Annotated in this window: 20 protein-coding genes; 7 read left to right on the forward strand and 13 right to left on the reverse strand. The window is 52.2% G+C overall.

Going from position 1 to position 22,078, the window contains the following annotated elements; translation table 11 throughout:
• Positions 1-89 precede the first annotated feature (89 nt).
• On the reverse strand, positions 90-548 hold the full coding sequence (gpt, locus tag ACHHZ7_RS19875) for a xanthine phosphoribosyltransferase (RefSeq protein ID WP_003031380.1): 459 nt from the start codon (positions 546-548) through the stop codon (positions 90-92).
• Between the two features lie 261 nt (positions 549-809).
• Between gpt and pepD the strand changes: the two genes are divergently transcribed.
• Positions 810-2,267, forward strand: a complete 1,458-nt coding sequence (gene pepD / locus ACHHZ7_RS19880; RefSeq protein WP_008783788.1) for a cytosol nonspecific dipeptidase — start codon at positions 810-812, stop codon at positions 2,265-2,267.
• 200 nt (positions 2,268-2,467) lie between these two features.
• Here the strand turns inward: pepD and dinB are convergent, their stop codons facing one another.
• Positions 2,468-3,523, reverse strand: coding sequence for a DNA polymerase IV (gene dinB / locus ACHHZ7_RS19885; protein WP_003830824.1), 1,056 nt, complete (start codon positions 3,521-3,523; stop codon positions 2,468-2,470).
• 331 nt (positions 3,524-3,854) lie between these two features.
• Between dinB and dpaA the strand changes: the two genes are divergently transcribed.
• Entirely contained in the window at positions 3,855-4,595 is a 741-nt protein-coding gene (gene dpaA, locus ACHHZ7_RS19890) for a peptidoglycan meso-diaminopimelic acid protein amidase (RefSeq protein ID WP_003830823.1), read from the forward strand.
• Here the strand turns inward: dpaA and ACHHZ7_RS19895 are convergent.
• Positions 4,566-5,333 carry a class II glutamine amidotransferase gene (locus ACHHZ7_RS19895; protein ID WP_003031388.1) on the reverse strand — a complete coding sequence of 256 codons (768 nt, stop codon included), beginning with the start codon at positions 5,331-5,333 and terminating at the stop codon, positions 4,566-4,568. The two genes, dpaA and ACHHZ7_RS19895, sit on opposite strands and share 30 nt — an antisense overlap.
• A 111-nt stretch (positions 5,334-5,444) precedes the next feature.
• Entirely contained in the window at positions 5,445-6,026 is a 582-nt protein-coding gene (gene lpcA / locus ACHHZ7_RS19900; RefSeq protein WP_003031390.1) for a D-sedoheptulose 7-phosphate isomerase, read from the reverse strand.
• Between the two features lie 961 nt (positions 6,027-6,987).
• Here lpcA and fadE point away from each other — a divergent pair.
• From fadE to ACHHZ7_RS19915, 3 genes are all read left to right on the forward strand, one after another.
• Positions 6,988-9,432, forward strand: coding sequence for an acyl-CoA dehydrogenase FadE (gene fadE / locus ACHHZ7_RS19905; protein WP_003830821.1), 2,445 nt, complete (start codon positions 6,988-6,990; stop codon positions 9,430-9,432).
• Positions 9,433-9,542: 110 nt separating this feature from the next.
• Positions 9,543-10,310: an amidohydrolase gene (locus tag ACHHZ7_RS19910; RefSeq protein WP_032942424.1), complete on the forward strand. Its 768-nt coding sequence runs from the start codon at positions 9,543-9,545 to the stop codon at positions 10,308-10,310.
• Positions 10,311-10,489: 179 nt separating this feature from the next.
• On the forward strand, positions 10,490-10,900 hold the full coding sequence (locus ACHHZ7_RS19915) for a Spy/CpxP family protein refolding chaperone (protein WP_003830819.1): 411 nt from the start codon (positions 10,490-10,492) through the stop codon (positions 10,898-10,900).
• 15 nt (positions 10,901-10,915) lie between these two features.
• Here ACHHZ7_RS19915 and ACHHZ7_RS19920 read toward each other — a convergent pair whose 3' ends face one another.
• The 9 genes from ACHHZ7_RS19920 to ACHHZ7_RS19960 form a co-directional block, all read right to left on the reverse strand.
• Entirely contained in the window at positions 10,916-11,635 is a 720-nt protein-coding gene (locus ACHHZ7_RS19920; RefSeq protein ID WP_032942423.1) for an EAL domain-containing protein, read from the reverse strand.
• 1 nt (position 11,636) lies between these two features.
• Positions 11,637-13,304 carry an O-antigen ligase gene (locus ACHHZ7_RS19925; RefSeq protein ID WP_060682711.1) on the reverse strand — a complete coding sequence of 556 codons (1,668 nt, stop codon included), beginning with the start codon at positions 13,302-13,304 and terminating at the stop codon, positions 11,637-11,639.
• A gap of 1 nt (position 13,305) precedes the next feature.
• Positions 13,306-13,848 carry a fimbrial protein gene (locus ACHHZ7_RS19930; protein WP_003830815.1) on the reverse strand — a complete coding sequence of 181 codons (543 nt, stop codon included), beginning with the start codon at positions 13,846-13,848 and terminating at the stop codon, positions 13,306-13,308.
• Positions 13,849-13,857: 9 nt separating this feature from the next.
• Positions 13,858-14,922: a fimbrial protein gene (locus tag ACHHZ7_RS19935; RefSeq protein ID WP_020996610.1), complete on the reverse strand. Its 1,065-nt coding sequence runs from the start codon at positions 14,920-14,922 to the stop codon at positions 13,858-13,860.
• On the reverse strand, positions 14,919-15,524 hold the full coding sequence (locus tag ACHHZ7_RS19940; protein ID WP_032942421.1) for a fimbrial protein: 606 nt from the start codon (positions 15,522-15,524) through the stop codon (positions 14,919-14,921). The genes ACHHZ7_RS19935 and ACHHZ7_RS19940 overlap by 4 nt, the downstream gene beginning before the upstream one ends.
• Before the next feature lie 12 nt (positions 15,525-15,536).
• A complete protein-coding gene (locus tag ACHHZ7_RS19945) occupies positions 15,537-16,313 on the reverse strand; it encodes a molecular chaperone (protein ID WP_100247262.1) in 777 nt (258 codons plus the stop codon).
• A 26-nt stretch (positions 16,314-16,339) separates the two neighbouring features.
• Positions 16,340-18,811 carry a fimbria/pilus outer membrane usher protein gene (locus ACHHZ7_RS19950; RefSeq protein WP_060682712.1) on the reverse strand — a complete coding sequence of 824 codons (2,472 nt, stop codon included), beginning with the start codon at positions 18,809-18,811 and terminating at the stop codon, positions 16,340-16,342.
• A 41-nt stretch (positions 18,812-18,852) separates the two neighbouring features.
• On the reverse strand, positions 18,853-19,401 hold the full coding sequence (locus ACHHZ7_RS19955; protein WP_020996612.1) for a fimbrial protein: 549 nt from the start codon (positions 19,399-19,401) through the stop codon (positions 18,853-18,855).
• 69 nt (positions 19,402-19,470) lie between these two features.
• Positions 19,471-20,019 carry a fimbrial protein gene (locus ACHHZ7_RS19960; RefSeq protein WP_003830808.1) on the reverse strand — a complete coding sequence of 183 codons (549 nt, stop codon included), beginning with the start codon at positions 20,017-20,019 and terminating at the stop codon, positions 19,471-19,473.
• 751 nt (positions 20,020-20,770) lie between these two features.
• Between ACHHZ7_RS19960 and ACHHZ7_RS19965 the strand changes: the two genes are divergently transcribed.
• On the forward strand, positions 20,771-21,454 hold the full coding sequence (locus ACHHZ7_RS19965) for a winged helix-turn-helix domain-containing protein (protein ID WP_008783775.1): 684 nt from the start codon (positions 20,771-20,773) through the stop codon (positions 21,452-21,454).
• 1 nt (position 21,455) lies between these two features.
• On the forward strand, positions 21,456-21,974 hold the full coding sequence (locus ACHHZ7_RS19970; RefSeq protein WP_003830806.1) for a hypothetical protein: 519 nt from the start codon (positions 21,456-21,458) through the stop codon (positions 21,972-21,974).
• Positions 21,975-22,078: the final 104 nt, after the last annotated feature.

Below are 22,078 nucleotides of genomic sequence, written 5' to 3' on the forward strand. Positions count from 1 at the left end.
CCATGAGTACTCACTAAGGCATAGTGTAACCTGACACAGCACAAAAAGAACAACGCCCGGCAGTTGCCAGGCGTTGAAAACTTTTTAGATTAGCGACCAGAGATCGGCGGGACGAACACTACGCCCATATCCCACGGCTGCTCAATCCAGGTATCCTGAGGGATATCAACAACATAATCATTCACCAGCGGGCGACCAGCCGGCTTAGCGAAGATAGTGACGAAATGCGCTTTAGGATACATTTCGCGGATCGCAACGGCGGTACCACCGGTGTCAACCAGGTCATCGATTACGATGAAACCTTCACCGTCGCCTTCGGCACGCTTCAGCACTTTCAGTTCGCGCTGGTTGTCGTGATCGTAGCTGGAGATGCATACGGTATCGACATGACGAATACCCAATTCACGCGCCAGCAATGCGCCCGGCACCAGACCACCACGGCTAACGGCAATAATGCCTTTCCATTGTTCAGAAGGCATCAGGCGGCTTGCCAGTTTACGTGCATGGATCTGCAACATGTCCCAGGTGACGACGTATTTTTCGCTCATGTGAAGTGTCCCAGCCTGTTTATCTACGGCTTAAAAAGTGTTCGAGGGGGAAATAGGTTGCGCGAGATTATAGAGATCTGACGCACTAAAAACCAGTGTTTCGCGGAATCCGCGCCTCTTTTTGCATGCTTTATGCTAGCCGTCAGCGGAGAAAGTGGTATTCTCAATCGCATCGCGCAAGCCTGACTTGTGGTGTTTTTAATTCTGCTAACCCCGTGGCCTGCAAGCAAGTTTTGTAGGACATCGCCAAGGAGACTCAACGTGTCTGAACTGTCTCAATTATCCCCGCAACCGCTATGGGATATTTTTGCCAAAATCTGTTCTATTCCTCATCCGTCCTATCATGAAGAGCAGCTCGCTGAACACATTCTGAGCTGGGCCCAAGAGAAAGGTTTCCACGTCGAGCGCGATCAAGTCGGTAATATCCTGATTCGCAAACCCGCTACCGCAGGCATGGAAAACCGCAAGCCGGTCGTTCTGCAGGCGCACCTGGATATGGTCCCGCAGAAAAACAACGACACCGTGCATGACTTCACTAAAGATCCTATCCAGCCTTATATTGACGGCGAATGGGTGAAAGCCCGTGGCACCACGCTGGGTGCGGATAACGGCATCGGTATGGCGTCTGCGCTGGCCGTTCTGGCTGATGACAGCGTAGTACACGGTCCGCTGGAAGTGCTGCTGACCATGACCGAAGAAGCGGGTATGGATGGCGCGTTTGGTCTGCAGGCTAACTGGCTGCAGGCAGATATCCTGATCAACACCGACTCAGAAGAAGAAGGTGAGATCTACATGGGTTGCGCAGGCGGTATCGACTTTACCTCTAACCTGCCGCTGTCCCGTGAAGCAATCCCGGCTGGATTCCAGAGCTTTAAGCTGACGTTAAAAGGCCTGAAAGGCGGTCACTCCGGCGGCGAAATCCACGTGGGTCTCGGTAACGCGAACAAACTGCTGGTACGCTTCCTGGCGGGCCACGCTGAAGAGCTGGATCTGCGTCTGGTTGATTTCAACGGCGGTACGCTGCGTAACGCGATTCCGCGTGAAGCCTTTGCCACCCTCGCCGTGGCTGCAGATAAAGTTGATGCGTTAAAAGCGCTGGTCAACACCTATCAGGAAATCCTAAAAAACGAACTGGAAGCCAAAGAGAAGAACCTGGCTCTGCTGCTGGATGCCGTAACTCAAGACAAAGCCGCGCTGACCGCTCAGTCTCGCGACAGCTTTGTGCGTCTGCTGAACGCCACCCCGAACGGCGTAATCCGCAACTCTGACGTCGCCAAAGGCGTGGTTGAGACCTCTCTGAACGTCGGCGTTGTCACCATGACTGACGACAACGTTGAAATTCACTGCCTGATCCGTTCCCTGATCGACAGCGGTAAAGACTACGTGGTGAGCATGCTGGATTCACTGGGTAAACTGGCTGGCGCGAAAACCCAGGCAAAAGGCGGATACCCAGGCTGGCAGCCGGATGCTAACTCTCCGGTTATGCACCTGGTTCGTGAAACCTATCAGCGTCTGTTCAACAAAACGCCGAATATCCAGATCATCCACGCTGGTCTGGAATGTGGTCTGTTCAAGAAACCGTATCCGGATATGGACATGGTTTCCATCGGGCCAACTATCACCGGTCCGCACTCCCCGGATGAGCAGGTTCATATCGAAAGCGTCGGCCATTACTGGACGCTGCTGACTGAACTGCTGAAGTCTATTCCGGCGAAGTAAGATTCTGCGCTAATTGCCGGATGGCGCTGCGCTTATCCGGCCTACACGCTGGTTTGTAGGCTGGATAAAGTTTTTACGCTGCCATCCGGCATGCACGCTGATTTGAAGGCTGAATAAAGTTTTTACGCTGCCATCAGGCATGCTCGCTGGTTTGTAGGCCGGATAAGGCGTTTACGCCGACATCCGGCAATTGTTCTGAGTCACAGCCCCAACAGTAGCTGTCTTTCCATTTGTGGATCCAGCAGCGTGACGTGTAACCCCACCAGCCTGACACCTCGCCCTCCCCTACGCTCGTCCCAGGTCTTGCGCGCTGTCGTAATTAAGTCATCTTTATTTAAGCGCGGCCAGACGTGCTCCTGCGTAGTCTGCTGAAAATCATTAAACTTGAGTTTTATCCCCTGGCGAGCGATCAGCAGATCCGGCTTTACCTTTGCCAGACGCCGTTCCAGTTCGGGATAGAGCCGTTCAATTATCGCCTCACACTCCGACCACTCGTGAATATCTTCCGCCAGCGTACGCTCCACACCGACGGATTTACGCAGCCTGTCGTTGTTGACGTCCCGTTCGTCAATCCCTTGACTGCGCTCCCACAGCACGCGACCAAACTTGCCGAAGCGTTTGAGCAGCATTGCCAGGTCGTATTTTTGAACATCTTCGCAGGTACGTAATCCCATTGATTCCAGCTTAGCGGCGGAGACTTTGCCAACGCCGGGAATTTTGCCTAACGGCAATGTTCTGAGAAATTCAGGAACATCGGCAGGGGTAATCACATATTGCCCGTTGGGCTTGTTGAGATCGGAAGCTATTTTTGCCAGAAATTTTACCGGCGCAATCCCGGCGGAGGCGGTGAGCTGCAGCTCGTTAAAAATTGTCTGGCGGATTTCCTGAGCGATCAGCGTAGCTGAGCCGTGGCAGTGGGTGCTGTCGGTCACATCCAGATAGGCTTCATCCAGCGAAAGGGGTTCTATCAGCGAGGTATAGCGAGAGAAAATAGCCTGAATCTGGCGAGAGGCTTCTTTATAGGCCTCGTAACGACCAGGTAATAAAGTGAGATGCGGACACAGCTTTAATGCCATTCCCGTTGGCATTGCGCTACGCACGCCAAATTTGCGCGCCGGGTAATTGGCCGTGCTGATGACCCCCCGACGTTCACGACTGCCGCCAATAGCAATGGGAATGTCGCGCAGGGCGGGGTTGTCGCGCATTTCCACTGCCGCGAAAAAGCAGTCCATATCGACATGTATGATTTTACGCATCGTTTGTCTCCCACATTACTGTTTAAGTATACAGTATTTTTATGTTGTGAGAAGTCTGGTTGTACCTAATGCTGGGCCATTCCTGACCCATTATCCATCCAGCACGAATAAGACCCAATGAAGCGCAGTAACCAGCAAAATACGCCAGTGTCTGACTGCCTTTAAGCGCAATTTTCCGTATAAAGAAAAACTAAAGTGTAAACGCCGCACGAGAGACTTGCGAAAAACTCTCTTGGTGCTAATGTGAGCGCTCCAGATCCAGATTTATCCGATTTGGGGAATCTTTTTGCCGTCCTGGCGTGTGTGATCGTTTTATCAAGGAATAAGCAGTATGCGTAAAATCGCATTTTTTCTTGCGATGCTTTTATTGCCGTGCGTTTCATTTGCCGGTTTGCTGAGCAGCAGCAGCCCGACTACGCCTGTCAGCAAAGAATATAAGCAGCAATTAATGGGCTCCCCCGTTTATATCCAGATCTTCAAAGAAGAGCGAACCTTGGATCTGTACGTCAAGATGGGCGAACAGTATCAATTGCTCGACAGCTATAAGATCTGCAATTATTCCGGCGGCTTAGGGCCGAAACAGCGTCAGGGTGATTTCAAAAGTCCGGAAGGATTTTACAGCGTACAACGTGGACAGCTGAAACCGGATAGCCGCTTCTATAAAGCGATTAACATTGGTTTCCCTAACGCCTACGACCGCGCACACGGTTATGAAGGTAAGTACCTGATGATCCACGGTGCCTGTGTTTCCGTCGGCTGCTACGCAATGACCGACAACGGCATTGATGAGATTTTCCAGTTTGTGACAGGTGCTCTGGTGTTCGGGCAGTCCAGCGTACAGGTTAGCATTTACCCGTTCCGCATGACCGATGCCAACATGCAACGCCATAAGTTCTCGTATTACAAAGATTTCTGGGCCCAGTTAAAGCCGGGATACGATTACTTTGAACAAACACGTAAACCACCGACCGTTTCCGTCGTCGATGGTCGTTACGTCGTCAGCAAGCCGTTGAGTCACGAAGTGGTTCAGCCGCAACTGGCATCAAACTACACGCTCCCCGAGACAAAATAATGCCCACTCGCCTGGCATAATCTTTTGCCAGGTTTCATTGCCGGTTAACGGTTGAGTGGCAATCACGGTGACCACATCATTGGGTGTGGTCTCTGAGCTAAAATCGATTTCCACGTCCTGATCCAGCAATGTCGCCACGCCAAACGGCGCACGACGCGTGATCCAAAACAGGTTGGTCGAACAGAAGGCCATCACATAGCGTCCGTCAGACAACAGCATGTTGAAGACGCCTTTCTCCCGCAGCTCTCCTGCCAGCATTGCGATGTATTTAAACACTGCCGTCATATTGCCCGGCGTGCGCGGATAACGCTCCGTCAGCTTATGGAGCAGCCAGCAGAAAGCTTTTTCGCTGTCGGTTTCCCCGACCGGGCGGAAATTTCCGGTTTCCAGCGATTTATAGCCACTGAGCTGTCCATTATGAGCATAGGTCCAGTTGCGTCCCCACAATTCGCGGGTAAAGGGATGGGTATTTTCCAACGCCACTTCGCCACGGTTCGCCTGACGAATATGGGCAATCACGGAACAGGATTTGATGGGGTAGTCTTGTACCAATTTGGCAATAGGCGAATTAAAGCTGGGTTGCGGATCTTTAAACGTACGGCAGCCCTTACCTTCATAAAACGTAATACCCCAGCCGTCTTTGTGCGGCCCGGTCCCTCCGCCGCGCTGAACCAGTCCGGTGAAGCTAAAGCAGATATCGGTTGGCACATTGGCGCTCATCCCGAGCAGTTCGCACATACATCACCTACCTTAAAACCGTGAACTGCCTGATGGCGCTGCGCTTATCAGGCCTACGTGGCGCTCATGTAGGCCGGATAAGGCTTCAGCCACCATCCGGCAATCGTCTTCTTATGGTTTAACCATCTCTTTTTCGATCAGCTGGATCAGAATATGGATCACTTTGATATGAATTTCCTGAATACGGTCAGCGTAGCCAAAGTGCGGCACGCGAATTTCGATATCCGCGCTGCCCGCCATTTTTCCGCCATCTTTACCGGTCAGGGTGATCACTTTCATCCCTTTCTCACGCGCTGCGGCAATCGCTTTAATGACGTTACCGGAATTACCCGAAGTCGAAATGCCTAACAGGACATCACCTTCACGACCCACGGCTTCTACATAGCGAGAGAACACATAATCGTAACCAAAATCGTTGCTGACGCAGGAGATATGGCTAACGTCAGAGATTGCGATAGCAGGGTAACCAGGACGGTTTTCACGATAGCGTCCGGTCAGCTCTTCGGCAAAGTGCATCGCGTCGCAATGGGAACCGCCGTTACCGCAAGAAAGCACTTTACCGCCCGCTTTAAAGCTGTCTGCCAACAGAACCGCCGCGCGCTGAATGGCGTGAATATTGGCGTCATCTTTAAGAAAATTAGCCAGCGTTTCCGCCGCTTCGCTCAGTTCGTTACGAATAAGATCCTGGTACATGAGGATATCCTTCAGCATGAATGTAAATGACAAGATGCAGTGTACCGGATAGCGCTACCAGCGAGAAGTACAAGCCACAGGAATGGTCATAATGACTGCAAGTGAATCATGCAAGGAGAATATTTTATCTTTGAACAGGGTTACGTTCACCTTATGTTCATCGCTACTCTGATATCGCTATTTACGTGAACGTGCAAGGGTGGCTCACCGCCACCACCCTTGCAACCCGGGCTCCCGGCGGGAAAATCGTCGCTATGCGATTCATTCGTCTTATTCCGTCTGCCTTTCGGGTCGGGGCCGAGCCTGCATCCCTGCAGGCCATCCCCTCCGTCCGCATCCCTGCGGACGACCCCGGTCAGCCGTCAACGCCTCATCAATTTTCAGCCGGACCGAGGGTATCGCTTCAACTCTCTTAATTTCAGGTGTTTCTGTTTCGCTGTTTGAAAAAACGGCGGCGATGATCAGGTGTGGGCTGGTCCGGCTGAAAATTGCCGACGTGTTTCCGTAAGGCCGGGAGAGCCAGCATGGATGCTGGCTCAGGGCGCGTTTTGCAGGGACGCTACCTCGCGCCCGGCCCGGTAGCCTGAAGGAATAAGCGGAGGGTATTGCGCAGCAACAATTTTCCCGCCAGGAGCCGGGATTGTTAAGGGTGCAGCGATAGCACCCTTAACACGTTCACAAATATTGGTGCTGCAGAGTGGCGATAAACGCAAAGTGAACGGAACAATTTCTCAGAATTAACACGTTCATTACCTTAACAACGCATGTTGATATTTCCTACTACAGAAAATTATCCAGACAGGAATGGCTACGGCTTTTGATTTTTTGTGCCGGTTAAAACAGCAACAATGTGAGCTTTGTTGTAATTATTTTGTAAACACATTGCTAAAAGAATTTACATCCACTACAAACATATCATCACAAGTGGTCAGACCTCCTACAAGCAAGGGAGCTTTTCGTTATGATGATTTTGAGTATTATCGCTACGGTTGTTCTGCTCAGCGTTCTGTTTTATCACCGCGTGAGCTTATTCCTCAGCAGTTTAATTTTGCTCGCCTGGACGGCTGCGCTTGGCGTGGCTGGCCTGTGGTCAGTCTGGCTGCTGGTTCCTCTGGCCATTATCCTCGTGCCGTTTAACTTTACGCCGATGCGCAAATCCATGATCTCTGCGCCGGTGTTCCGCGGTTTCCGTAAAGTCATGCCACCGATGTCGCGTACTGAGAAAGAAGCGATTGATGCCGGTACAACCTGGTGGGAAGGTGACCTGTTCCAGGGCAAGCCTGACTGGAAAAAACTGCATAACTATCCTCAACCGCATCTGACCGCTGAAGAACAAGCGTTTATTGATGGTCCAGTGGAAGAAGCGTGCCGCATGGCGAACGACTTCCAGATCACTCACGAACTCGCGGATCTGCCGCCGGAACTGTGGGCATATCTGAAAGAACACCGCTTCTTCGCGATGATCATTAAGAAAGAGTACGGCGGGCTGGAATTCTCAGCATATGCTCAGGCTCGCGTTCTGCAGAAACTCTCCGGCGTTTCCGGGATCCTGGCGATCACCGTTGGCGTACCTAACTCATTAGGCCCAGGCGAACTGCTGCAACATTACGGCACCGAAGAGCAGAAAAATCATTACCTGCCGCGTCTGGCTCGCGGTCAGGAGATCCCATGCTTTGCTCTGACCAGCCCGGAAGCAGGCTCCGACGCAGGGGCGATCCCTGATACCGGCGTGGTTTGTATGGGCGACTGGCAGGGCCAGCAGGTGCTGGGTATGCGCCTGACCTGGAACAAACGTTATATTACGCTGGCGCCTATCGCCACGGTACTGGGTCTGGCATTTAAACTCTCTGACCCGGAAAAACTGCTGGGTGGTGAAGAAGATCTCGGCATTACCTGTGCGCTGATCCCAACCTCAACGCCGGGTGTACAAATTGGGCGTCGTCACTTCCCGCTGAACGTGCCGTTCCAGAACGGTCCTACCCTCGGTAAAGATGTGTTTGTACCGATTGATTACATCATCGGTGGTCCGAAAATGGCCGGTCAGGGCTGGCGCATGCTGGTGGAATGTCTGTCTGTAGGACGTGGTATTACCCTGCCGTCTAACTCGACGGGCGGCGTGAAATCGGTCGCAATGGCCACCGGCGCGTATGCGCACATTCGTCGCCAGTTCAAAATCTCCATCGGCAAGATGGAAGGTATTGAAGAGCCCTTGGCACGTATTGCCGGTAACGCATACGTGATGGACGCTGCGGCATCACTGATTACCTACGGCATTATGCTGGGTGAAAAACCGGCGGTGCTGTCGGCTATCGTGAAATATCACTGTACCCACCGCGGGCAGCAGTCAATCATCGATGCTATGGATATCACTGGCGGTAAAGGCATTATGCTTGGCGAAAGCAACTTCCTCGCCCGCGCTTATCAAGGTGCGCCAATCGCCATTACCGTTGAAGGTGCCAACATTCTGACCCGTAGCATGATGATCTTCGGTCAGGGTGCGATTCGCTGCCATCCGTATGTTCTGGAAGAGATGGCTGCGGCACAGAGTAACGATGTGAATGCGTTCGACAAGCTGCTGTTCAAACACATCGGTCACGTTGGCAGTAACAAAGTGCGCAGCTTCTGGCTTGGTCTGACGCGTGGCTTAACCAGCAGCACGCCAACCGGCGATGCGACCAAACGTTACTACCAGCACCTGAACCGCTTGAGCGCCAACCTGGCCCTGCTTTCAGATGTGTCCATGGCCGTACTGGGCGGTAGCCTGAAGCGCCGCGAACGTATCTCCGCGCGTCTGGGCGATGTGTTAAGTCAGCTGTATCTGGCCTCTGCGGTACTGAAACGTTATGACGATGAAGGCCGTAATGAAGCGGACCTGCCGTTGGTTCACTGGGGAGTTCAGGATGCGTTGTACAAAGCGGAACAGGCGATGGACGATCTGCTGAAAAACTTCCCGAACCGTCTGGTCGCGGGCTTGCTGAACGTGGTTATCTTCCCGACCGGTCGCCACTACGACGCACCGTCTGACAAGCTGGACCATAAAGTCGCGAAGATTTTGCAGGTTCCAAGTGCTACTCGTTCTCGTATTGGTCGCGGTCAATATCTGACGCCAAGCGAGCATAACCCGGTTGGTTTGCTGGAAGAGGCGCTGCTGGATGTCATTGCAGCCGACCCTATCCACCAGCGGATCTGTAAAGAGTTGGGTAAAAACCTGCCATTTACCCGTCTCGACGAACTGGCGCACAATGCGCTGGCGAAAGGGCTGATTGATAAAGATGAAGCCGCGATTCTGGTGAAAGCCGAAGCGAGCCGCCTGCGCAGTATCAACGTGGATGACTTTGAACCCGAGGAGCTGGCGACTCAGCCGGTAAAGCTGCCAGAGAAAGTGCGTAAAGTCGAAGCCGCATAACGATATACGCACAACGTTTAGCCCCGCTTAATGCGGGGCTTTTTATTGCCACATTTTCATTAATGCTCATGCTACAGTGTCAAAATGTTGTTCAACGAGGAGCCTCGATCGTGCCTGGTTTGAAAATTACTCTGCTGCAACAACCCTTGATCTGGATGGATGGCCCGGCCAACCTGCGCCATTTTGACCGACAACTGGAAACCGTCGCCGGACGTGATGTCATCGTGTTGCCCGAGATGTTTACCAGCGGATTTGCCATGGAAGCGGCAAATAAATCGTTGCCGCAAGAAGAAGTCGTAAGCTGGATGCGCGTCAAGGCGCAACAGACCAACGCCCTGATCGCGGGCAGCGCTGCTATCCAGTCTGAACGCGGCCCGGTAAACCGCTTTTTTCTGGTTGAGCCAGAAGGTAATGTGCATTTCTACGACAAGCGCCATCTGTTCCGCATGGCGGATGAGCATCAGCATTACCAGGCGGGTGACGCGCGCGTTATTGTTGAATGGCGCGGCTGGCGCATTCTGCCGTTGGTCTGTTATGACCTGCGTTTTCCGGTATGGTCGCGCAATCGCAACGATTACGACCTGGCGTTGTATGTTGCCAATTGGCCTGCGCCGCGTTCGCTGCACTGGCAGCTTCTGCTTGCCGCACGGGCGATTGAGAACCAGGCTTATGTAGCAGGATGTAACCGCGTGGGCACAGACGGTAACGGGCATCATTATCGCGGTGACAGCCGGGTGATTAATCCGCAGGGTGAGATTATTGCCACCGCCGAGCCGCATCAGGCCACACGCATTGACGCCGAACTGTCACTCTCAGCGCTGCGCGAGTATCGCGAGAAGTTTCCCGCCTGGCAGGACGCCGACCCGTTCACGCTATAACTATCGCCTTCACTCCCGCTGCACTACGTTTCTTGTGGCGGGATTGTTTCACTCCGTAACCAACCGCAAAACAAATTCGCGTGGCGACATGCGGTGAGCATCGTATTCTGCAAAGGATAATCACTCGTAACCAGCGAGTGGCAGACAATGTCGATAATTTCCTTATCAGGATTTCAATAATGAAGAACTTCTTACGCATGACTTTGCTGGCGGCTACCTTAGCGGGCGCTTCTTTTAGTACGCTTGCAGCAAACGTATCCAATGTTCCTGCTCCAGCTCAGGACCCGGTCGTTCAGCATCTTAAGCTGACCAACGACCAGGTGGCGCAGATTAAAAAACTGCACCAGCAGCTTGAAACCAACGTAAGCCAGATTTCGGTGAAAGATGTTAAAGACGGCGCGTTGATTGACGTCATCAAGTCCGGGAAATGGGATGAAGCTGCCGTTCAGAAACAGCTTTCTGCGTTCAGCAACATCGAACAGCAGGCGCGTTATTATCGCGTAAAATACTATTTTGACCTGAACAAAGTGCTGACCCCAGAACAGCGCCAGCAGGTGCAAAAAGATATCGCACAGACGCTGAGCGAGTAATTGTCAGAGCCTGAGTCAGCAATGATTCAGGCTTTTCGGTAAAATTTCCTGCTCAAATAGAAAGCCCTGTACAGCATCTGCGCCGCTCATACGGCAAATGGCATAATCCTGTGGCGTTTCAACTCCCTCAATGACAACCCGTTCACCCAGCCCACGAAATTGATTGACCAGAACCCTCAACTGCCACTCCGATGTTCTGAACTGATGAAACATTCCGCTTTCAATTTTGATGGCATCGAAACGGATGCCCGACAGCCGCCAGACAAAAAATAGCTCAGGAGAAACATCATCCAGCCACACGCGAAACCCGTGACGCACCAGCGTTTTTACGGCAATGCATACGGCCTGCTGCTCTGCCTTATCCAGGCGCATCATGGAGCCCGGATCCTGAATTTCAATAACAATCCGCCCCTGATGCACCTGCTTTGTGAGACGCGTGATCCATGACAGACTAGTCAGCATCCTGACGGATAAATTCAGCGAATAGCTTCCAGAGAGGGCCAGCACCCGCTGCATTTGCCATAGAAAAAGCTGCTGTTTTGCCGCAATGGAAAGGTGCTTGAAAAACAGATCCAGTGGGAGCGGTGTGCGTACCTGGCTTAACACCTCACAGACATCCAGCGATGCGTCATCAAAAAAATGAATGCGCTGCAAACGGATCCCGGTGATCCGCAGCAATTCGGCGTTGCGGGGAAGTTCTGGCACATAACGGGCCTGTTCACTGAATCTGTTCATATCATTCCATTATTTTATTAAAAGGACGTCGTGCATTCTGCAGCCACGGGATACGGCGATCGTTCGGGTATATCAGGCAAAAGCGCGTCGCCAGACGATGCGCCTCGACCAGGTCGCGCTGTTGCAACGCCAGTAAGATTTGCGTGAAGGAGACATTAGGGTCTGGGTGAACGCGCACATAATCAGGTGCCCAGCGGCGAACCGCTTCCAGCCAACGTGCGTCCCGGGTACGCTGATACCGTTGTAGATATCCCATCTGGACATCAAACCGATAGCGACTTGTAAGAAGCCAGCCTCCGACAGGGAGCGGTTCGGCAAGTTGCCACTGCGTTGACTGCCTCTCCGCCAGCGTCAATTGCTGTTGCGTGTGCAGCGTGAGAAGCAGCAATGGCGCGACGGTCAGTAACGAGATAAACCCTGCCGCGCGAATCAGCGACGTCGACGTAAGCGCCAGGCGTATTCCCGTTCGCGCGTTGTCTGCACATCGAAGCAGCAGGATCAACAGCAGCCAGTGTGGCGTTGACTGCCTGACGGGGTATTCCGTCAACATATGAATAACCACCGGCAGTGCCGCCACCAGGCAGGCGCGACGCCAGCAATTACCGTGCAGCCAGAGCCATAAACCACCCGCTATAAAACAGAGTGCCCCTGCCAGCCCAACCAGACCGCCCTCCACCAACCACAGCACAAGTTCGTTGTGCGGATGCGAAATGCTGCCCAGCCCCAATGGCCCCGCGCGTTCGAGAAACACGGCAGCAAAACTGCCCACGCCCCACCCCATCCACGGACGTTCGGCAAATAATGCCAGCGACGTTTTCAACACCGTCCAGCGCACTTGAGAAGTCGTCAGATGATCGACCGTGACCACAGACAAAAAATGGCGGGCCGTGGCCCCTATCGCTACGCCTAACGCCAGCGGCAGTAGAAGCAGCAGCAGCGTGCGCCGTTGCGCCGGGAAAACCGCCAGCAGCAGCACTTCACCGATTACCAGAGACAGGTAGCCGGTTTGCGACTGAGATTCATGCAGCACAAATCCCATCATTACCAGGCCTATCCCAATGGCAATTCGATACCCGCGGTGCAGACGTAAAAAGAGCGGTGCTGACAGCAGCACACCGCATGCCGTGAAGCTGGCTATCAGGTTGACCTGCTGAAATATCCCGTAGGGTCGCGTACCGCGCCGCCAGGCAAACTCCCAGTATTCAACGCCCGGCAAATGCCAGTACTGATAGACAAACGCCAGACATTCAATGACGCACGCTCCCCATAGCAGAGCCAGCAGTGCCGTTAAGGTGTTTGCCGTGAGCGGAATTTGTAATGTGACCAGATAGACGCTCACACCGCCCAGTAACGCCCCCGCCACCAGCAGTGCCTCGGCCTGCCAGACATCAGGCGTTAGCAGGCAAAGCAACGTCAGGATAAACGCCCCGACTGTAAAACCCGCAGCGGGCACAGTGATGCGCCAGCGTTGACGAGGCACCAGCATCAATACGCTTGCAGCCAGTACAACAGCGTAGATCCAGCTCGTAATATTAAGCGGCAACGACAGACCGCTGCCGCCGTTGTTCGGCCAGTAGAGATGCATGGCCCCACACCAGAAAAACAGACTAATACCGAGCAATAATTTCTGCGCAGGCAGCGGCGCAATGCGATTCAGTACGTTCATCATGCTACTGGTAGTTCAACGTCCAGGTCCCGCTGGCGCTGAACGGACCGTATTCGAGAGACTGATTTTTTATCGCCGATGGCTCCGCTGCGACCCACGCCAAGAAATTCAGCGTCATCGAGCCTTCTGTTATCTCTTTAACTGACGTGCTCTCATCAAGGCGGATTGCCGTGCCGTCTTCTTCGCTCATCCCAATCCCGATCCCTGACGCGCCGCCTTGTTCACTGCTATCCAGCGCCAGATGATCGGTCAGCTCCGCATCCTCACGACCGCTGAAGGTAACCGAGATCCCACGGAAAACCTCAGGGTTGCAGTCGCGTAACTGGATGCTGAATTTTTCCGGCTTACTGCGCCCCGAGAGATAGAGATCCTGTGTCGCGATTTGCTTGAAATCGACCTCGATTTTGTCGCCTCCCGGTGCAAGGCTGCAGGCCAGGGCTCTGATGGTGCCGTGAAAATACATATCGCCGCCGACCAGTTTGGTGTCGGCCTGCGCCATGCCACCTAGCAGTAACATACTGGTCGCGAATAACGCCGAGAATCTCATGACATCCCCCTACTGAAACTGCGCGACAACGGTGGCAGAGGCTTCAAATTCACCTTCTTTCACGCTTCCCACGCCCGGCTTTGCCACCGGCGCGGCGGTAAGATTCCAGTCGCCCTGATTCTGGTAAAACCCCTTCACGTTGTAGAATTGATTGGGCACAACGGTGCCACCACTTTCGTCTTTAAGCATAATGCCGAGATCGTCGCGCTTTTGTCCGCCGCTCAGCGTGCCAAGGAGATTACCGTTAAACCCCGCCGTGCCTGACGCCGTGGTCGTTTGTATACCAAGATTAATGTTCAGCGCGCCCTGATCGAAGCTCCCGCCTTCACAGACCACATGTATAGGGACTGACTTGCTGTAGTTAGTGCCGTTGAGCCGGGCAGCGGATCCAGGCAGATCGCCAAACTCAATGCTGATTTTGTCTCCCCGGTTGAAGGTGCATTTGTCCGGGACGGTAATTAGCCCGGATTTAATCACCACGCGAGAAATCGCCGTGGTTGGCGTAGGTCCCGCGCTTCCCATGCGCCCGGCCACCTCCACCAGCGACTGGGAAGTGATATTGATGCCATTGATAATGGGTTTAGTGACAATAAACGTCACTTTCCCTTTTGAACCACTTTCAACGTTAGTCGCTCGCGTGTAGCCCTTACGCTTTTTACAGCTGTTGTTGCTGTTGCGGTTTGAAACGTTGGTAAAAGGCGCCTGCACATATTTTTTATAGCCCCCGGCAACCCACACCTGAACTTCCACATCCAGATACTCGTTTAGCCGAAAACGGTTCGCCCCCTGATTTGAAGGCGGCATCGTGGTTGTGGTGGTGTAGTAAATTGGTGCTCGGGAGATGTCAGCCTGTTCGCAATAGAAATTCACCACATACCAACCGCCCAGATTCCATGGGAACGGCTCCGTTCTGCCACCCACGTGGTTTTTGCTGACATCCAGCGAGCTCAGTTCAATATCGTACTGATGCGGCGACCCACCTTCCGGCTCACCTTCTCCCTGTGTAAATGCCTGCCCGGCCAACGGACAGCCTGCCAGCACCACCCACAACAGCGTTTTACGTAATACGCTCATAGATACTCCAGCTTAAGTCTGACCAGACCGTTAAATTCTCCGGCGGTCACCTCTCGCCCAAAAGATTCCAGCGCGGCAAGAAAATGAATGGCGTTATCGCCCGGTTTGAGGATCCACATGCGTTGCGGTTGGTTCAGGTGGATTAACTGATTACGTTCAGTCAGTAGCCGGATGCCCGCGCCGCGAACATCACCACGAATGCGCCCCAAATCGCTGTTTTCCGGTGCGCCTTCAGCCATTAGCGTCATCGAAACACCACGCTCCACCGTGCTGTGCGCCAGCTCAGGCATCTCACTGGTCTGCCCGGGGAAATCCCTTAAGGTATGACCGGAGCCCTTTAAACAGCCATTCAGATACAGCGTGACCAATACCGGATCGCTGCGATCGCCGCCCTGGCGAAATCGGCCGGCGGAAATATCACCAAGATCGATAGTCTGATCGCGGGAGGCCATATCCAGCACGCACGGCGAAACGAACACCCGACCATGAAAGCGGACGTTGCCATACTCGCCGGACACATTGCTCATATCCTGGCGACCGCTTGTGGCCTGAACCGAGCAGGCCATGCCCGCCATCAGCAGAGCGCAAAGCATCTTTTTCATTTACGAATCCTGTTACCGGGGCTGTTGCTCCATCGGCAATGCTTTACACACATTGCCTGTGCAGCTGAATTTCAATTCGGGATGACCGCCAAAATCGTTCACATACATCATGCTGAACTGGCTAACGCTGCCGTCGGCCACGCTGAAATCGAGAGAGGACTTTGGTGAAACCATAATCCCAGGGAAGTCAGTCAGCCTGTCGCCGCCCTGCGCTTCAGGCTTGCGGCTTAAGCCGATTAAGGTAACGAAGTACGGCGTTGGGTTATCCACACTCCAGCGCTGCCCCTGCTTATGAAAGACCAGTTGGTTTTGCCACACGGCGCCCGGTGTTTCCGGCACGATGGCGGTCGGACGGTAGAACAGTTTGATGCGCGACTGCATCGCCAGTTGCAGTACGTTCGGCTTATCCGGCTTGGGCGGAATTTCACGCACATTCAGGTAGAACAGACTTTCGCGATCCTGCGGCAGAGCGTTAATACCGCTGGTTTTTGTCACTCGCGCAATGCCCTTTTGCCCGCCGTTAATCCGTTGCAGCGGCGGTAAAACCATCAACGGCGAGGTAATTTTTGTTCCATTAGCGTCTTCCACCCACGACTGAGCCAGAAACGGAATGCTCGGACTGGTGTTGGTTAAGTTCGCGCTGACAGATCGCGCATCACCAGTGATGATCAGACGGGTACGGTCAAGTGCAATACCCGCCCATGAGGCGTTGATCTCTGCAATAAAAAGCAGACCGCAGACCACGGGTTTGAGCCAACGCTGCACGGAGTAAAATGCTTGATTTTTCATGACAAAATTCATTCAGGTTATTGATATTATTCACAAGGCAACAGCACGTTACCTTCCGGGTTGATTTGTTGCGGCACCTGTAAGTGACACTGCGCGCGACCGCCCCAGGCAACAGAAAGACGCTCGGCTGGATTCACACCCGCAATCCAGGCCATGCCGTTTTCCATCACCATGGCGACGTTGACACCGTTGGCGTTAAACACTTCGGCACCAAACGGCGGTACCGAACCATCTTTCAGGCGCAGCAGCGCCATCATTTTTTGCCCCTGCGCCACGGCGAAGCGCTGATAACCAATCGCGCCTTCCGTCAGAGTGTTGGTGACAATGGCTTTAGTCGCGGAAATGTCCTCGTCCATTGCGTCCACATCGATACGGGTATCAAAGCTGTGATAGCTGACGACGTCCGGTACGACGGCAATACCGAAGCGGTTTGAGTGCGCCTGTTCGCCGTTCAGCGGTACATTCGCCACACCGTCGGTATCAACCATCACCCTGGCGGTATTCATCGACGCCTGGCTGTTGTGTAGTGCCGCACCATGACGCGTTGCGGTAAAGCCGCCGCGCATCGTGCCGCCAACGGATAAATAACGTGATTGCTGCCAGCTGACGTTAGATTCCAGTTCCGCCATCATGCTGCGATGCTTGTAGTAGCCATCAAACGCGGTGTGCCCTTCACCGGAAACCCCTGCGCGCAGTCGCCATGGATTGTTACGGTCGCGGTTATCGGAATACGAAACCATCTGACTGGTCTGGCTGCCGCTGTTTTGCACTTCATAATCCATTGAGCGGCCATCGCTCCATGGCACCGAAATGGACAGCGAAAGGCTGTCGTCCCGTTTGCCCTGATACTCAGAGCGGTAAGCGGCAAGGTTGGCGCTGATCCCCTGAATGCCTGCGAACGAAAAGCTGTGTCCCATCGACACCCCGTAACGATCCTGAGAGCCACGATCCCAGTAATTCTGGTGGGTATAGGTCAGGTACAGCGTGGTCGCTAATTGCGGGTCGTCAGCAAAAAAGGTCTTGTTACCGGTGATGGTGTACATCTCTTTTTCGTTGCCGGCGCTGTTGTTATTTTCATACTGCTCGTCGAGGAACTGCGAGAAGGTGCGGAAGTTACGCTGTGAAAAACGGTAACCGGCAAAGGTGATGGCGCTGTTGTATTCATCAAAGGTTTTGGCATAGCTGAGCTTAAAGGACATCCCTTTTTGTTCAGCCTGATGCTTCACTCGGCTCACGGATTGCGTCGCATCAGCCGACAGCGCGCCCAGCCAGCTCAAATCCCGCCCAATCCCCATCGACCAGGCGTTATAGCGATCGCCAGTGAGCAACGCGCCACCGTACAGTGACCACGCATTGCTGACCCCCCATGAAAAATCACCGCTATAAAATGCAGGTCCCTGGACGTCGTGGTTATAACGCGATGGCTTACCGACAGCGGCGTTGTAACGAACATAGCCCGGGCGCGTCAGGTAAGGGATATCTGCCGTATTGACCTGAAAGGTTTGTACGCTGCCATCCTGCTCTTCGACGCGAACATCCAGCGTGCCGCGTACCGAACCGTGTAGATCCTGAATATTAAATGGCCCTGCTGGAACAGTGGTTTGATAGATAACACGCCCCTGCTGACTGACGGTGACCTTCGCATTACTGCGGGCGATGCCGTGCACTTCGGGCGCGTAGCCCTGCAAATTCGGTGGTAGCATGCGCTCGTCGCTGGCAAGGTTAGCCCCCGTAAATCGCACTGAATCAAACACCTGGGAATTCAGATATATTTCACCGACCGTCAGTTTTGCAGCCTGCATAGGTAACGGGCGATAGACATAGATCTGATCCCAGTCGATACGCCCACGATTTTCATCCGAAGCATAATTGGCCTGATACTGACCACGAAAGCGCCACGCGCCGAGGTTAAAGCCCGTCTGTCCATAACCAGACAGTGAGCGGTAATGATCGCCACCTTGTTCGTAATGTGTGGCCTGGCCCGAAACGCTGTAGTCGAAAATCAGTCCCGCGACGCCGTTATCCCAGCGCTCCGGCGGCGTCCAGTCTGGATCGGTATATTTCATCCATGCCTGAGGCACGGTAATGTCCAGTACGCCTGCGCTATTATTCAGCACCACACCCGGCAGGCGGGAAATGTCATAGCAGGTCGCGCTAATCGGATGAATATAGGTCAGCGCCTCTTCTTTGAGCGCCAGTAATTCGAGCTGTTGCGGCGTCAGGCACGCCATGGATTTATGCGAGTTGGCAGGATCAACGATATAACGGATCGACTGCTGAGGAATCTCCTGGCTGTTAATACGAACATCCAGCAGATATTCTCCGGGAGTCACAAAGTTGCCTTCGGAAAAACGCTGTAAATCGACATTTTGTCTGTCACTGGCATCCAGGACGTCAGTATTAAATTCAATAGACTCATCCGCTTCAGCCCATGAAGAGGCACAGACCAGAGCAATTAAAAGCGCCAGACGTTTTTTATCTGTTTTCAGCGTGATCATTTTCGTTCGCAAACCTTCAGATACCCGAATTGCTGTGCAGCTCAGAGATAATTCACAACAAAATGCGTGACTGCAGTAAATTCACCAGACGTCATTCTTCCGTCGCGGGAGATCAAATAAGCCGTAAAATTGAGCGTGTTTTTCCCGGGGTTAAGCGCATAATCCGGTGATGGCTCACCTAAATGAATTTGCTTGCCTTTGCCGTCATATATTTCTATCGCTAAATTTTCAGTTTCCGATTGCACGCTCAGATAATCAGGATTGTCACTATCCGGTGCGCCGGAAAAGGTAATATTGGCGCGTTGGAACAGATTCCCGGGGTGTTGAGAATCCCCTAATGAACATCCCAGCAAATGAATACTGAAATCATGCGCAGATACTTTTTCAGGTTTTCCGGAAATATCTCTGGCTGAGAGGTCATCAAATTCAACCAGCAGCGACCGGTCGCGTGGATCGACATAACAGGCAGCCTCAATAATATTTCCCCGCATGCGCATTTTGCCGGGCGTACTGACAAGACGATGGGTGTCAGCCAAAACCCATGCAGGCGATATGAAGATAAAAAGCAGTAAAATACGCCATCCAGGCATCACCGCATTTCCTTTCAGTTATTCGCAGGAAGGGTTAAGCAGGCGCATAATTGCGCCCGCAGCAGATCGTTACTGATAATCGATCTGGAAATTAACGGTAGATTCGAAGTCACCCGGGGTTACTGCTGCGGATGCGTTGTTGGCCTGCAGATAAGCAACGAAATCAATGTCGGTTTCGCCATCGGTAATGTTGACCTGAGATGCGGCTTCGCCCCATTTCACGTCCTGGTTACCACTGTCAATCATACCGATGCCCGCGCCCTTTGCTGTACCCGAGGTAAATGCAGCCAGCGCATTGTTGTCGGTATCAATCGTTGCCGGGGTGTAGGTTACTGTGGCGGTTTTCGCAACAGTTGTATCGCAGCCCTGCAGAACGATTTTGGCATGCTTAACACCAGCACGTTGGTTGTCTTTTAACTGAGAAGTTGGGATCTCACCAAAATTAACCTGCACCGGGCTGGATTCTGGGGCCAGACCGCATGCGGAATTAACCAGAGAACCAGTGAAGTGAATTTTACCGTTAGTCGGTTCAACATTTTTTGCAGCGAAAGCAGAAGATGCAGTAAAAGTCATTCCCGCCATCAGCGCACAAGCCACAGCCACGTTTTTCATTTTCATATTACTACTTAACCTTATATCTGTTTTTTGGTTATTCCGACGATCTATTTCCACAGACAATTTATGCAAGGGAAACCCTGATCTGCAGGTGGTGGAAGTGCATTTCCTTGAAAACAATCCATCTCAAGCCACCCTGTATTTTTGAACTTCATTGGTATTCCATCCGAAATACCGCCCACAGTTGTTTACGCTGTTTCGGGGCTTATATTAAGTCGACGAAAAAATGACACAATGCAAAAATCCGGTATTAATCAAACTCAGGGAATCGTGTTGTAACACTGTCTGTAGAGCGATCGTTTACCTAAAAAACAGCCAAAAAACACGCCAACACCAGTGTTAATGTCTATCATTTATAGTTTTTATAGAGTTTTTATCTATCAACTATTTTTTTATTTAGCCAGAAGAACAGGCAAAATGTATTTATGAATGTTTTGTAAAAATGAAATTTGGCATCAAAAACGAGTAATGACAATAAGATAGTGAAAGAGAGGAAGGAGATTGGAAGATTCTATTAGATATATTAAGAGATTGTTATATAAATATTAATAAAGCGATCTATGGTACAATCATTTTTTATAAATGAATTATGTTATGCTATTGCTTCCCCCACTCGAATGCGAGATATCCTGCTTTAAAGGAGACATCAGTGATTTCTCATATACCAATAAACAAAATTAAATCCGTAATTATTGGTGAAGGCTTAGTTTTCAGACCACATAAAAATACCCTAAAAGACCTGGCATCTGGTGAAATGGCCACATTGAATAATGTGGCAACACAATTACTGCTCTATCTGTTGCAAAATGGTAAAGAGATATCCTCGCGCGATGAAATTCTGCGGAATGTTTTCCAGCATAATGGCGCCAGAGCGACGGATGCTAATCTCAATCAGCACATTTCATTTCTGCGCAAAGCAATAACGTCTACGGGCCATCCTGCAGAACTGATCGTCACCATTCCGCGAATAGGATTTCGGATGAGCGACGCCAGTATCAATATTCAGCAACTGGAGGAATCGCAAGCGCCCACCAGAATAGTCAATGTTGCATTGACGCCCAGGAAAAAGAAACGAAACCTGTGGCCTGTCACGATAACAACGTTAATTACCGGCATCGCCGTGCTGGCGACAGCGTGGTTAACATGGATACCCAATGAAATCGCGATGACGGACGCGGCGATCCTGCGAACTATCGACTACGAGCAATGCCGTGTGCATATATTAGGAAACGCCCTCACCGACACCATAACCGAAAAAAAAGCGCTGGATATTTTCAAGTCCGTGGGTATTAACCCCAACTGTTCGTACCCAAAAGATCTGTATCTCAATACCTGGGCGAGCAACCATAATCTGGTTGAGTGGTCGTTTGCCGCTGAATGCGGGCTAAACCTCGGCTATTACCATTGCATCAGCCAGTATCGCCATCATGAGGAATGATATGAAGCAGGAAAGCGATCACTCTCCTTTACTATGGTCAGTCGTGATTGCCATTTTTGGGCTAGCGGCTATCGCTTTTTTTATTATCGCCGGGAATGCGAAAAAACAAGAAATCAGTTTTTCCTGCTCCTCGGAATTCACGTCGATACTCGACATCCAGAATACAAAAAAGGAACTCCACGGAATAATGCTGATAACCAGCTACAACTCCGGACACCTTTCATTGTCAGTCCAGGGGAAACTCAAAAGTGACGACGGCGAGTTCGCTGTTAACCGAAAACTGTTCTTTCGCTATGCCCGTCCACTCGGCCATACCGCAGGCGTTTTTATGCTCACTCCCGATGGTCGGGAAAAATCCCCCGATGATGACGCAACGGACGCTGTCGACTATCTCTTCTTCGACGCTTACGAACGTGCCGACAAGCTGTATATGCTAAAGCACCTGAATGAGGAAACGGTTCTTATTGGCGATAACTTCTCACCCCGCTTCGCCTGCGTGATGAATCACTTCGCGAGTTAATCGCCTTCTGGATATGCGTCGGGTTAAGGATGACCTGATGTGTTGCCCACCCGAAAGCTCGGGCGCGGTCGATAAAGTATGGTAATGAGATTATTATTTTTGGC

Source organism: Citrobacter freundii complex sp. 2024EL-00216 (genome assembly GCF_043945515.1).
In the GTDB taxonomy this organism is placed as follows: domain Bacteria; phylum Pseudomonadota; class Gammaproteobacteria; order Enterobacterales; family Enterobacteriaceae; genus Citrobacter; species Citrobacter portucalensis.